This window comes from Acidobacteriota bacterium, from assembly GCA_030949985.1.
Taxonomy (GTDB): domain Bacteria; phylum Acidobacteriota; class Polarisedimenticolia; order J045; family J045; genus JALTMS01.
The window spans coordinates 1-13923 of the sequence record JAUZRX010000073.1 but is presented as its reverse complement, the minus strand read 5'-3'; the positions used below and the strand labels follow the sequence as shown (position 1 = coordinate 13923).

Genomic DNA, 13923 nt, shown 5'->3' with positions numbered 1-13923 from the left:
GGGCCGGGGCGTGCTCTGGTCTCTGCGCTTCTCAGATGGCATGCTGGATACTCGAAGGGGCTGGTGATGCAGGGGAGTGGAACGGCCAGTACTGTCTTTCGAGTGGGGCGAGTTCGCCCGTGTCTGGTAACGGCGGTCGGCTCTATCCTCTGTCGGCTTCTGCTAGTGGCCTCCTTGGCCGCTTCCTCGCTACAGGTTGACCGGCAAGAGGGTTTTCTTGATGGGCGCCGGTTGACGGGCGGGCCCGAGAGCGGCGAGGTTGCAGGGGTGCCGTCGTTCCCTAGTGAAGAAAGTGTCCAGGCCCGGCACTCGGGGGCAGCCGATTCCGGCGAAGGGGCGAGAAGTGCGCGGATCGTGATCCTCCATCCGCAGCCGGGAGATCTCTGGAGGGGGGAGAACTATCTATCCTTTCGTGTGCTGGGGATGTCCCCGGGCGAATACAAGATTACTGGGAAATACCGGACGGGGGTTCTGCCCGAGCAAGTTCTGCGTGAGGAGGAGTGCTACGTCGAGGCGGAGACCTCAGGGGTTGGGTTCGTCCATACCTGTCACCTTTCCCTGGGCTCCTCTCTCGAGAGCCGGACGATCAGGGTGCGGGCCATCGATCGGGAAGGAAAGGAGATCGTCAGTGCCAGCGTGAAAACCGAGAACGACGGTCCGCCGGACGTGGACGTGCGGCGGGGGGTTGAGCAGATCGACGTTCAGTTGCTCGGGCCCGAGGAGACGTGGTCGCGGCTGTTGCCGCAACGTCCGGCCGGAGGGGGAGCCCTCGAGGAGCAACAGGTGTACGAGGGGCGGATCGGCGAGGTTCTCTCCTGCTCGGTCAGTGGACTGCCTTGTGACATCTACGATGTCGAGAGACTCTCGCCCCCGGCGAGGGTGGTGATCGGGATCGCCGTTGACAACTCGGGAAGTACGGATGGGAACGCCAACGTGCGAGCAGCCCTTCGGGGGCTGGGTGAGTCGCTGCGTGACTATGGCGCGCAGGGCATCGCACTGGAGGTTGCAGGGTGGCAGTTTTCAGGAGACGTCTTATCCCTGACACCGGGCTTCGTGCGGGACTACGAGGGAGTTCTCTCCGAGCTTTCATCGCTGCCGATCGATCGTACAGCAGGTGTAACGCACGTGGGCTTGGCTGCAGAAACCCTCATCGACGCCCTCGCTGCAAGAGCGGCGACGAGCGCAAAGGCCCGACGGGTTCTTCCGATTGGGGTTCTCGTCAGCGACTTCGAGGGTTCTCCCTGCGATCAGGGGGTCATCGAGAAAGCGCATGGGGCGGGAATAGTGGTTCATGGGATTCGGCTGCCTAGTCGTCCTTCATTCAGGGGCAAAGGCGGAAGCGCCGCCAACGTGATTCGTAACACAGGAGGCGAGCTGATCGATGCGGTACTGCTGCGCCGAGGGAGAGCCACCTTGCCTCCCCTGTTGACGGAGCGGATCCTGCAATCGGCCTTTGCAACTTACCGAGTCAGGTTCGGGCCGGACTGGGAGCCGGGGATGGGTGGAGCGGTCTGGAAGCGGGAGGCCGCGCGCTTCCGGCGTCGGGTGCACAGCGGCGGAGTGGTACGAATCCGTCCCACCGAGGCTCTTGCCGCAGAGCATCCGGACCTCAGCGTACGCCATCCGGACCATGCCTTGAGGAGGGAGCCCTTCGTGGGGCGGGCCTTGAGGGTTTTGCGGAAGGAAGGGATTCCTCCGGAAGCGCGGATGGAATACCTCGAAGCGATGAAGGATCAGCTCCCCGAGATCGTGCGCAGGGGGAAGGCGGGGAAGATGGTGGAGGCCATCGCTCTGTCCCACGCGCGGGCTTCGCGGGTGCAGCTCGAGGGGTTGGAGTCGATTGTCGAGGCCTATGTGGCTCGCGTACGCCGGTCTGCGGAGCATAGCCAGGACGAGGAGCGTAGGGCCGGGTTACTGCGACACGCCCAGGGTTTCGTCCAGCAGTTCGAGGCGGCGCGCCGAGAGGCCCGCCGGGCCCGGAAGGCCGGCGACGAGGTGCAGGAGGCCGCCATCGTCTACCTGCTTTGCAGGCTCTGCGAAAAGCACGGTCTGGTGGAGCCGGGCAGCGCCGAGCGGTGGCTCGCCTTCCGGCGGGCGAGCGCCGAGGTGTCGGCGCAGGTGGCGCGGGCCGGACTGCTGTGGGGCCGGCACTACGGAGTCGATCCCTTCACGGGGCTCGAGGCCCTGGCTCGCATGGCGGAGCACGGTCACCGGCCGGTGCTGGCGGCGGCGGACCGTGGAGCGCGGCGGGCCCTCGAGCAGATGCGGGCCTTCGTCTATCAGGAAATGCTCGAGCAGGTTGTTGCCGGTCTTGTTGCCTGCCAGGTAGAGAAAGATCCCCCGGGGGCGATGCTGCGAAAACTGTGGCATCGAAAAAAGGCGAACAGCCTCAGGGAGATGGTGGAAAGCGTGCGGGAAGAGATCGCCGAGGGAGCGCTCATCTGCCCGGAACAAGCCGCAGTGCTCCGCTGGCCGAGCGCGGATCTGAGCCGTGCTGAGCGGACACTCGCCGGAATCCTCGACAGCCACTGAAGCGCCCCTTCACTCGATCAGCGCCAGCAGATCGTCCGGCTCAGACCGGTTGTGGCTCGTGGTGAACTTGACCGTCTCGGACAGCCGGCGAGTCGGGGAGGTTTTGAGCCCTCTTCCTGATGAGAAACACCTGTCGAAGGGCGCCATCTCGCGGGTTGTGGGTCGCTGGAAGAAGGCGTTCGCGGCTTGGCGCATGCCGAATCTCTCACACGGTGCCGGTCGAGCCCGTATTCGATGCCCGCGACACACTGGGGACCGACTGCGCCACGATCGACGAGTCACGTTCGTCGCGAACCAGCACGAACTCGAGCCGCAACCTGCATAATTACCCTTGCTTCACCCACAGATTCTGCTGAGGACCCGAAAAAAGGAGGGTGAGATGACTCACCCCCCCCCCGTGCACCCCGGAACGCGCTGCTACTCCCGGTAGAGCAGCGGGTAGAACTCGCCGAAATCGGAGTCGTCGGCCTGGTAGACCTCGAAGGTGACGGTGTTGACCCCAGGAGCGAGAGTCACGGCCTTCAGGATCCTCTGTGTGCTTCCCGTCCAGACGCCGTCATCCAGTACGGTTACTCCATTCACCTCGACCTTGCCCGCCACGCGGGCGAGAAGATTGGGCGTCGAGCCTTGGTAGGCGCCGAGGCCGTTGGCGATCTGGAGTTGCCATGTCCCTTCCGACCCTGTGGGGACGTAGACCTCGTAGCTGTAGACCTCCGGGGATCCGAACGAGCCGGTGGTGTAGATCGGCGAACCGTCGTTCAGGCCATGAGTGTTCTGGTAGATCGAGCCCACACAGGATACAAGCTCGGCGACGGCGCCTTCCAGACATGCCTTGAGCTGGGCCATGCGAACTTCCTTCTTTTCCGGATCCTCTGGGGGAGCGTTGTTCCCGGGAGGACCGTATCGATCCCCGCAGTCGTCGATCCTGCTAGTGAAATTGGCCCAGCAGCAGTCGATGTCTTTGCATGTGCTTGCGTGGCTGTAGATGAGCAAGCCGAAGACCAGGAACGCAAGCGCAGCGAGATACTTTCGCATCTGAATCTCCTTTGCGCGTGTTCAAGTTGCGTCAGATATCCGGGATGCACGTCATGAAAATACCCCCCCCCCCTCCTCCGCTGTCAATGCGGTGGTTGCTGAAAACCGAGGAGAGGGCGGTCGTCTCGTGCTTCAGCGGTGGGGCCGCGCGCCGTGACGCTCGAGAAGTTCGCGGCATCCGGGCCAGTCGGCGGCGTCCTCCCACGCCCGCTGCAACGTGGCGTCGGGGATTCCACCCGGCGCTGCTGTATCGAGAAGAAGGGAGATCACTGCCAGGTCATCGGCGTCGCCCGGAGCCCGCTTGACGATCGCCTCTTCGAGCATGGTCGGCAATGCCCACGCTGCCTGATCGGCTGTGGCGTTCTCGATGAGTACCTGGATCACTTCCGGACCTCCCCATGTCGCCGCCATTTGAAGGGGGGGACGCAGCCATTTCTCACCACTGAGATCGGCGCCGTCGCGCAGCGCCTCGAGAGCCTGCTCGGGATCGTTGTTGTAGATCGCCGAGAGCAGCACGTCGTTGGGAGCGGCTGGAGCCGGGCCGACGTACTCGAGAAACTCGACGAGCAGAACGTCGTAGGGCAGCGATCCTCGGGTTGCGTCCTGGAGGGTCTGGCCTTGTTCGCGGATCGTTCCCCATGCGCGGTACAGCGCCCAGGGTCGTAGCTCGACCCTGCGCCCCCCTTCGAGGGTCACTGCCGTGCCGGGTTTTTCGCCGGCCAGGGCGGAGAGTTCGACCTCGAGGTCTGGCGAAAAAAGGAGGTCGTAGACATGGTCGCTCGCGTTGAGTGTCCAGCGCGTCTGCTGTACGACGCGGCCGCCTCCCGCTTCGTCTTCCACGTACTCGGATACGGTATGGACTTCGATCACGCCCTCGACCTTCTCGCCGGTCGGCTCGGGGGCCCCGGTTTCGCTCGCCCTGCGGCAACCGGTGGTCAGGGCGGCAAGGGAGGCGGTCAACAGCAGAAAAGAGAGAAGAGCGATCTTTCGAACGAGGTTCATGGCGCCTCCCCTTCAGGGGTTGCGGGGATCTTTCGCTTCGCAGGGCTCTCAGCGGCCAGTCGGTCCTCGATCGCGAGGATGGCCGTCTGCATCGCGCTGTGTTCGCGCCGGAGGGGATCCTCCGGCCGAGCTAGAGCGTCCCACAGGGCATCGAGGGCGTGGATGTCCCCGATCCGCCCGAGTGCCGTGGCGGCCTGGCGCCTGACTGTGGGAGAGGGATCCTCGAGACTGGCGATCATCGCCTCCCGGGTACGCACGTCTGCGATGCGGGCCAAGGCCGCGGCGGCCGCGATGCGGCTGTGCTCGCTGCCCTGCTGCAGGAGATCGAGCAGAGGCTCGACCCCCGCCGCGCCGAATCCGGAGAGGGTCTTGCCCAGCGTCTCGGGATCCGCAATGTCGCATTCCGGCACGCGGGAGAGGGCCACCGCCGCGGATCGGGCGTCGCCGATGCGGGCCAGCGCTTCGACGATCGTCGCAGGCTCCCGCCTCTCGCCCTCCAGCGTCTCCAGCAGCGGGTCGACGGCGGACGCGTCCCCGATCGTTCCCAGATACCGGATCGCCAGGCGGCGCGCCGGATGCGCCTGCGGCTGCCCGAGGAGGGGAATCAGCAGCGGTACGGCACGGGTAGTGGCCGCCTCGCCCAGGATGCGGCAGAGGTCGGCCTGCCGCTCCGGTGCGGCGCGGGCCAGGGCCGCGGTGAACCAGCTCTCCGCCGCGTCTCCCCCGAGGTCCCAGAGCGCTCTTGCCGCGGCGATCCACGCCTGATGCGCGGCTGGGTCGTGGCCGCTGCTGGCTTCGGCGGTCGAGGCCAGGGCGATGATCGCCTCGCGGCTCCTCTTCCCGCCGCTTCCACTCAGAGCGATGGCTGCACCGGCCCGTACGTCCCAGGTCAGTGTGGCGTCGGCGAGGGTTTCGATCAGGGGCTCTTCCGCCGGGGCGCCGATGGCGGCGATGGTCTGACCGAGCAGCGTGCACAGATCTCCACGGGCGCGTCACAGCATGTGCATCAGAGGCCGGGCTCGGGCGGGCGTGGACAGCCTGGCGAGGACGGAGAGGAATTCGGTCAGCACGAGAGCCTGAGGGAGAAGGCTGCCGGCCGCCTGAGTCGTGAAGTGCTCGATCAAACTCTCGAGCAGGCGCAGCATCTCGGTGACGGCGCTCGTCTGTCCGATTCTGCCGAGGGCGGTGGCGGCACGGATCCTGGTCTCCCAGCTCCGGGCTGCGTCGTGGACAGCGGCGACGAGAAAGTCCGCAGCAGCGGGATCGGCGATCTTGCCGAGGGCCTCGAGAAAGAGGCGGTCGCTACCGGCGAGGGTGGTGCCAGCGCCGATGCGGATCAGTGACTCGACTGCACGGGGATCGGCGATCTCGCCGAGGACGCCGGCAATGTCGGCCCGGGCGTGATCAGGCGAGGAAGCTGCCTCGAGGGCTTTGATCAGGGCGCCGACGGCAGGCCTTCCGATACGCACCAGGGCCACCGCGGCACTCAGATGGTTGACGGAGGGGGCGGGGTCGTGGCGATATTGTCTATCGAGAGTTTCGATCAGCGGGGTGGCGGCGGCAGGATCTCCGATCTCGCCGAGCAACGCAGCGATGTGATCGCGTGCCGGTTCGGAGGCATCGGCCATGGACCTGACCAGGGGAGGGACGGCGCCACTGCCGATGGCGACGAGTCCCGCGGTCGCATCGCGGGCGATGCGCTCATCGATGACGTTGAACCCGCCTGAGTGGTGCTCGGTCAGCAAATCGATCAGCAGGTCGGTCGATTGCGCGGGAGCGAGAACGCGCAAGGCCCCGACCGCCACTTGGCGCACCCACGGGTCAGGATCGCGAGCTGCGGCCTCGAGGGCGTCGACGACGTCGGGTCCGCCGATGCAACCCAGGGCTCTGACGGCCTCGCGCCGGCGGGTCGGGTTGCGGCTCCTCGCGGCCCGGCGCAGATCAGGCAGGACCTCGGCGCCAGCAGCAACGGGCGACTCTACCGCTCGACGTCGCCGCTGAGCGCTGAGCCTGCGGATCTCCGAGCATCCGGACGTTTCCCCGGCTCACCGCACGCGGTGAGCGGCTGTCTCGACTCCGACGACGGAACCAGGCCACCGGCGCCTCCAGGCCGCCTTCCTCTTTCGGACGTTGTCCTCCCGCCGGAAGGCAGCCGATCAGGGCAGCCAGAGTATACTCCGCAGTTGCAGAAACTAGGCTCTGGATTCTCCGGGAACGACTGTTGATGGGCTGTATCTGGCGAATGACGGCAGGTATCCATCTGGTTCCAGAGTTCACGGGCGGTTAAGTTCCCGGACCAGCGGTGGAGATCCGCTATCTGGGCGAGAACCCACCTCTACGCCAGCTCGAGGCGGGAAAGTGGACGCGTGGTTTTGCAACGCTGGGGTTGATCGTGCCGGCGGCGGCGCTGGCCCAGGATGGGCCGATCTGCCACGTCGGAGTTGGTGTGGGCAGCGTCTCCAACGACGACTTTGTCGATGCCAACGACGACGGTTCGTTGAGCAACATCAACTCCGACACCTCGGACACGGGGTGGCAGGTGATGTTCGGTTACCGGTTCAACCCGAACTTCGCCCTCGAAGGCAGCTACACCGATCTCGGTGAGACCGGTTTCACCGCTGTTTCCGAGAGTGGCGACTCATGGGCGGAGGGCGCGGTGGGAACCCGCTTCGAGAGCGACGGCTGGATGGTATCGGCGCTCGGGTTCCTGCCCGTCAGCGAGCGCTGGACGCTCTTCGCCCGACTCGGGATTCTCGGCTGGGAGACGACCGAGACCTTCACCGAGCCTTCCGGAACCTCCGTCGACAGGAACAGCGGGACCGACGCGGTCTACGGTGTCGGCGCCGAGTACGACCCGGGCAACCGGAACGACATCGTGCTGCGCGCCGAAGTGGGCAAGACCAAGGTCGATGACGACGGCGACTCCGTGACCGCGGTCACGGCCGCCGTGCTCTACGAGTTCTGAAGGCTCGACACGAACTGGCGGGGGGGCGATCGATACGGCGAATCGGCCTCTCCCCTGCGGACATGCCCTCACTCTCGTCTCCATCCGGCAGCGTCCGATGCCCTGGGCGCGCTTGATTTCGGAAGAGCCGCCGCACTCGCGGCCGCCCCGGGGGGGTTGGCAGAGCAGGCCGGTTCTTCGAGGCCTCGAAAGCTACTGATTATTCAATATTTTACGGCTTGACACGGAAGCCGGGGCGACGTATGGCTTACCTGATTGGCTGCTTACTTAGCGTCAGGGGGGTGCATCACAGACGCCCCGAGGAGAGGGCCTGCCGGGCGGAGTATCCGGGGGCTGACAGGTGGGCGAGCGCTCCCGGTCGGGCGACCCGGCCGGGGAAAAAGCGGGCGCGGTCGTGAAAACCCGGCGGCCGCGTGTCTGTTCCCGCTAGTTACGGAACAGCGTCTCGCGGAGGCGCGGTGCCGTGTCACAGGAGGTGACTCTCTCTCGCCTCACACGATGGTGGCGTTACCCGAAGGAGACTCTCGTATGGCGATCCCGGCGAACTCCAGTGGATACTCCCTTCCGGTTCTGCGAGCCCAGGCGCGGCTCGTGGTCCTCTGCATCCTGACTGCGGCGATGGGGACCGCTGCGGCCCAGGTGGGGGAGGTGAGGGGGGTCCGCCTCGACGATGCTCAGACTCTCGCCTGGGATGCGGAGGCGGGGGCCGCCGGCTACCACGTCTACCGGGGCGACGCCGCGGGACTTCCCGGCAGCTACGGCGCGTGCCGTACCGGCTCGGTGCAGGGGACCTCGACCCCGGTGCCGGATGTTCCCTCTCCCGGGGCAGCCTTCACCTACCTGGTCTCTGGTTTCGATGCGGACGGAGAAGGGGGCCTGGGTGCCGGGGAGGCCGGCGACCGTCTGCCGGATACCGCCTGCATTCCCGCGCGAAAGATCTTCCCTCCGACCTCCAACGGCGTTGCGGCCGATGGCGTCGAGGACGGGGCTCTGGCCCGTCAGAACGCCGACGTTGTGGTCAGGGGCTGGGATCCGCAGAGGAAGGCCGTCGTCGCCGGTGTGGTCGCCTCCACGGGTGAGCTGATCGTCACGGATGTCGATCTCTTCGTCCCGGGACGAGGGCTAGACTGGGGAATGTTCCGGACCTATCGCAGCCAGGTGGAGTGGGACGGGCCCCTCGGCCACGGCTGGTTCTTCGCCGACAGCGTCCACCTGCGGGATGGCGGAGGCGGCGACGTGCTGCTCTGCGACGGCGGCGGCCGCTGCGAGACCTTCACCTCCGGTCCGACCGGTTTCATCTCACCTCCCGGGGAGTTCGGCGTGCTGCACGCCAAGGCGGACGGCAGCTACGCCCTGCGGGAGCCCGATGGCACCGTCCTTCGTTTTCACCCTATCGATGGGACCAGCACCCAGGGTGATATCGAGACCAGGGAGAACTCCTCCGGAGGACGGATCAGCTACCTCTACGACCACCAGGGCCTGTTGACGACCGTCGTCGATTCGCTCGGACGGGAGATTCGTTACGAGTACGACACCAACGGACGTATCGTCGCGGTCACCGATTTCGGTGGCCGCCGTGTCGAGTACGGCTACGACGGCGAGGGCAACCTGACCTCCGTACGCTCTCCCGTCGTCACCGGAACTCCCAACGGCAACGACTTCCTCGCAGGAAAGACGACGACCTACAGCTACACCACGGGTTTTGCCGATGCGAGGCTCAACCACAACCTGCGAACGATCACCGACCCTCTCGGGCAGGTCTGGTTGAGCAACACCTACTCCTCCGACCCCGACGACGTACCCGCCGGCAGCCTGACCTTCGACCGTGTGGTCCTCCAGGACGTGGGGGGGACGGGGGCCTCCGGGGTGCCCGCAGGGGGCGCGGTGAGCTTCAGCTACGAGCCGTTGAACCCCGGGGCCGATCCCGATCTCACGGATCTCGAGCGCCGGCGTGCGCGGATCACCGATCCCAACGGCAACCAGGAGGAGCATGTCCACAACGCGCGGGGCCACGAGCTGACCCACGTCCTGCATACCCGGGGGGTTCGGCCGGGTGATCCGCCGACCTTTACGACCGAGATGCGGTACAACGAAGAGGGTCTCCTGCTCCAGACCGATCTTCCGGTGGGCGGCAGCATCCTGCGGACCTACGACTCGGCGGGGAGCGACCGCTACCGCCAGGGTAACCTGCTCGAGGTGCGTCTCGTGGCGGATCCCGTGCGTGGCGACGGCCACGGCGGGGATCAGTCCGACCTGGTCGAGACCTTCACCTACGAGCCGGTCTACAACCAGGTGGCGACCCACGTCGATGCGAGGGGCAACGACCCGACTTACAGGCCCCAGAACGGAGGCTCGTGGTCGGCGGCGCGCTACACGACCACCTGGCGCTACGACTACCAGGAGGGTGATCCCGCGGTCACCGGACTCGACGCCTACCTCTCGGAGTGGGGCATCTCTCTCGGCGCCACCGAGACCGCTCTCGGGGATCTCAACGGCGACGGCCGCACGGACCAGATCGCCGGCCACGCCGTCCGCCTCGACGAACCGGTGGTGCAGCTCGATCCGAAGAGCAACCAGGCGGGACTCGAGGGCGACGCCCAGCAGGAGGTCGTCACGCTGTGGCGGCACAACGACCTCGGCCAGCTCGTCGCGGAGATCGACCCGGTGGGGGTGGAGATCAGCCTGGTCTACTACCCCGAGAGCGATCCGGATGGCGATGGCAACCCGACGCCTCCTCCCCCCGACGGCCGGGTTCTCGACGCCCTCGACGGTGGCTTCCTGCACACCGAAAGCCGCGACGGCACACAGCTGGAGAGCCGCCGGTACGACACGCTCGGCCACCTGACCGACGTCATCGATGGTCGCGGCGTGCTCACCAGGCAGATCTACAACTCACTCGACCAGCTGGTCGAGGTGCGCCGAGGTGCGGCGACCGCCGACAAGTCCGGCCCCGACGGCGATCCTGCGACCGGTTTCGGCGAGAGCGGGCTGACCGCCCCGTCCTACAAGGTCCGCTTCGAATACGACGCCGCCGACAACCTCGTCCGCCGGCAGATGGAGGACCGGGGGGACACGCGCGGGTTCGGTGGCTGGATCGACACGAGCTGGACCTACGACATCCTCGACCGCCCCGTGGAGATGGTGCGCTCTTCCGTTCCCGGTGCGACTCTCTCGTTTCAGCTTCGCTACGACGGCAACGGCAACCGCAGCCGGTTGATCTTCCCAGAGGGGAACGAGGTCCAGTGGGAGTGGGACGAGCGCGACCTGCTCTATCGCTCCATCGAGGGGGCGGGCAGCGCCGACGCCGCGACGACGACCTTCGACTACGACGGCAACGGCAGCCTCGTGCGCACGACGGATCCTCTCGGTGAGGTGGTGGAGTTCGAATACGACGGCATCGACCGTGCGGTACGGTGGATCGACGAGGTCGGCGGCGCGGCGGAGTTCTTCTACGATCCGGCGTCCAACATGGTCCGCCAGTTGGTCCAGGGCGCCGTGGGCGGCGCCAGTCCGACCGACCGCTCCGGCTCGGCCAATGTCACTCTCTCCGATACCCAGATGCTCTACGACGAGCTGGGCCGGCGGATCGGCGTCGACCGCCTGCTCGGCATGCCGGCCGGCGCCGTTACCGGGCGGCCGGTCGAGACGGCCGAGGGGGCCCTCGTTCCCGGGGACGGCATGGTCAACGCGATCCTCGAGTACGATGCCGCCTCTCGGCTGACCTTCGTCACCTCCGATCTGGGGCCCGGCGACAAGTGGACCTTCGAGTACGACGGCCTCGACCGTCTCACCCGGCGGGTTTCGCCGGATGGAAGCTCCCGGTCGATGACCTACGACGAGGCGGACAACCTGATCGAGCTGGAAGAGACGGAGCTGAATTCATCGACCGGTACGCCGCAGGTGTTCCTGACGACCTATTTCTACGACGCTCTCTCCCGCAAGACGATGAGCGCCGACAACCTCGGTCGCGCCTGGCGCCGGGAGTACGACTCCCTCGACGATCTGACCCTCGAGACCGATCCTCTCGGGCCGGCGGGGATGGAGACGATCCAGCGCCGCTCGCCGGCTCACGCTGGAGAATCGGTGCCGATCAACGGTCACGGCAACGTGACCCGGTACGCCTACGACGGCCTCGGTCGGCGGACTTCGTGGACCCAGGTTCTCACCGCCTCCGGCATGGGTGACGGTACGACCTCTCCCGCGCCGGATACGAGCAACCCTCACAACCCCGGGGGGGAGATCAATCGCTGGTTCGCCTACGACGGAAACTCCCGCCTGGTCAGCTCCACCGACCCCCGGGGCAACGTCACCAGCTTCGAGTACGACGCTCTCGATCGCCGCATCCGGACGACCTACTCCGACGCGACCACCGAAGAATTCCTCTTCGACCGGGCGGGCAACCTGCTGCAGCGTACCGACCCCATCGGCTCGGTCCTGGCCTACACCTACGACAACGCCCACCGGCCGACCCTGCTCAGCATCACCCGCGGTGCGGGGGTGGAGGGCACGACCCTGCAGACCTTCGAGTACGACGGCCTCGATCGCCTGACTCGCGCAGTGGACAACAACGAGGAGACCAACCCCGACGACGACGCCGAGCTGCTGCTGCACTATGATCTGCTCGGCCGGATCGTCGAGGAGCAGCAGCGGCTTTCGGGGCTGGGGACCTTCGGAGCCATCGACTACGCCTACCAGGCCGACGACCTGGTCACCGCCCTGACCTACCCTTCGGGCCGCCGGGTCAGCTACGGTCACGACGCGGCGGGACGCCTCGTCTCGGTCACCGATGCCGGCTCCTCCGGTGGACAGGTGGACTTCACCTATGTGGGGATGGAACGGGTCGTCTCCCGCAGTGCGGGAAGCTCGCTCACCACCGACGTGACCTACGACGGCGTGCGGCGCGTCGTCTCCCTGACCCAGTCCTCCGGCGGGACTGTGCTTGCCGGCTTCGACTACGACTACGACGGCGCGGGTCGCGTCATCTCGGAGAGGTGGAACCACGATGCGAGCGGGAGCGATCGCCGGGGCGTGGACTACGGCTACGATTCGGCGGGGCGCATGACCTCTTCCACCGAGGCTCTCTTCGATGTGGCGGGGATGCCGGTGGGGGTCCCCGACGACGAGCAGGAGTTCACCCTCGATGCGGCGGGTAGCTTCCCCGAGATGGCGCGCAACGGCGTGAGTTTCGGGGCGACGCCCAACAACCTCAACCTCTATGACGAGAACCAGTGCTGCGGAACCTCCAGCGACGACGGGATGCCGGACGATTTCCTGGACGATCTCTCCACGCCGGGTGCGGACGGCAGGAATCTGGCCCATGACGCGTCGGGCAGCCAGACCAAGACGGGTGATATGCAGCTCTTCTACGATGCCCTGGGACGTCCGGTGCGTGTAGCCAGGCTCTCCGATGGTATGAACGTGGCGCGCTATCGCTACGATGCCCTCAATCGCCTGATGCTGAGGACGATCGTCAATCCCGGAGTGGCCAACGACCAGTACCTTCGCTACTACTCGGGAAGCAGCGTGATCGAGGTCCAGGACGAGAAGGAACAGCTCCGGCGCCAGGTCGCCGTCACGCTGCGGGGCACTGCTTTGTGGCAGCTCCGGGAGTTCGGTGGCGGTATGCCTCCGGCCGAGCACCTGCTCCTCGATGCGGGGGACAGCACGCGGGCGCTGGTCACCGCCGCCGGCACGGTGCTCGAGCGGATGACCTACGATGCCGGGGGCGTACCCGTCTTCCGTGATGCCGCGAACGCGGCCAAGGTCGATGCTGTCGGTCTGCTGCTCGATGAGAGCGATTTTGGAGTGAGCGAGCTGTTGCGGGGGCTCGACTACCTGCCGGAGCTGGGCAGCCGCGCCTCGAGCCACGACGGAGATTGGGGCGGCGCCTACATCTCTGGTGGATCGCTCTACGATCCCAACCAGGGCCGTTCCGTCAACTCCCTCGCCCTCCTGCGGGGCATCGAGAAGAGCGACATCCGCAGGGGAATGAAGTTCTCGATCGGGGGCGGGGGCGGAAGCTCGCTGAGGATGAACAAGGCGGAGCTGGTCGACGCGATGGCCAGTGGATCGAACGCCCGCGTCGGCCGCAACCCCCAGACCGGCGCGTCACTCCGGATCAGGGCCAAGGCGGTCGCCAAGTTCAAGGCCGGAAAGGCTCTCGCTGATACGGTGAAGAGGGCCGCCGGCGGTGGCGGTGGCCATGTGACGGTGTTGAAGGCCAAGGCGGTTGCCAAGTTCAAGGCCGGTGCGGCTCTCGCCCATGCGGTGAATATCGCCGCCGGCGGTGGTGCCGGTGGTGGTGGCGGCGGTCATCTGACGCTGCTCGAGCTGGCGGACGGGCGCCACCACGGGCACGTGACAGTGCTCAAGTCGGCGGACGGGCGCCA

General features: G+C 66.6%; 7 protein-coding genes. 3 read left to right on the top strand and 4 right to left on the bottom strand.

Annotated features, from left to right (window positions below; all coding sequences use genetic code 11):
• The first annotated feature begins 354 nt into the window (after positions 1-354).
• The gene (locus Q9Q40_13710) at positions 355-2532 is read left to right on the top strand and encodes a VWA domain-containing protein (GenBank protein MDQ7008275.1); all 2178 of its coding nucleotides are present in this window, start codon (positions 355-357) and stop codon (positions 2530-2532) included.
• Between the two features lie 417 nt (positions 2533-2949).
• On the opposite strand, the gene Q9Q40_13705 is transcribed toward Q9Q40_13710, so the two are convergent.
• The 4 genes from Q9Q40_13705 to Q9Q40_13690 all read right to left on the bottom strand — a co-directional run bounded on the left by Q9Q40_13705 (position 2950) and on the right by Q9Q40_13690 (position 6518).
• On the bottom strand, positions 2950-3567 hold the full coding sequence (locus Q9Q40_13705; GenBank protein MDQ7008274.1) for a hypothetical protein: 618 nt from the start codon (positions 3565-3567) through the stop codon (positions 2950-2952).
• A gap of 132 nt (positions 3568-3699) precedes the next feature.
• Positions 3700-4569 carry a hypothetical protein gene (locus Q9Q40_13700; GenBank protein ID MDQ7008273.1) on the bottom strand — a complete coding sequence of 290 codons (870 nt, stop codon included), beginning with the start codon at positions 4567-4569 and terminating at the stop codon, positions 3700-3702.
• Positions 4566-4994 carry a HEAT repeat domain-containing protein gene (locus Q9Q40_13695; GenBank protein ID MDQ7008272.1) on the bottom strand — a complete coding sequence of 143 codons (429 nt, stop codon included), beginning with the start codon at positions 4992-4994 and terminating at the stop codon, positions 4566-4568. The genes Q9Q40_13700 and Q9Q40_13695 overlap by 4 nt, the downstream gene beginning before the upstream one ends.
• Positions 4995-5561: 567 nt before the next feature.
• The gene (locus Q9Q40_13690; protein MDQ7008271.1) at positions 5562-6518 is read right to left on the bottom strand and encodes a HEAT repeat domain-containing protein; all 957 of its coding nucleotides are present in this window, start codon (positions 6516-6518) and stop codon (positions 5562-5564) included.
• A 353-nt stretch (positions 6519-6871) separates the two neighbouring features.
• Between Q9Q40_13690 and Q9Q40_13685 the strand changes: the two genes are divergently transcribed.
• Together Q9Q40_13685 and Q9Q40_13680 are read left to right on the top strand one after the other, a co-directional pair.
• Complete coding sequence (locus Q9Q40_13685) at positions 6872-7534, top strand: outer membrane beta-barrel protein (protein ID MDQ7008270.1); 663 nt, start codon at positions 6872-6874, stop codon at positions 7532-7534.
• Between the two features lie 528 nt (positions 7535-8062).
• Positions 8063-13923 (top strand): DUF6531 domain-containing protein (locus Q9Q40_13680; protein MDQ7008269.1); only part of this gene is annotated, 5861 nt, incomplete at its 3' end.

Coding starts and splice junctions, on each gene's coding strand:
- Q9Q40_13705 (MDQ7008274.1), bottom strand. CDS start 3,567: ATGCGAAAGTATCTCGCTGCGCTTGCGTTCCTGGTCTTCGGCTTGCTC.
- Q9Q40_13700 (MDQ7008273.1), bottom strand. CDS start 4,569: ATGAACCTCGTTCGAAAGATCGCTCTTCTCTCTTTTCTGCTGTTGACC.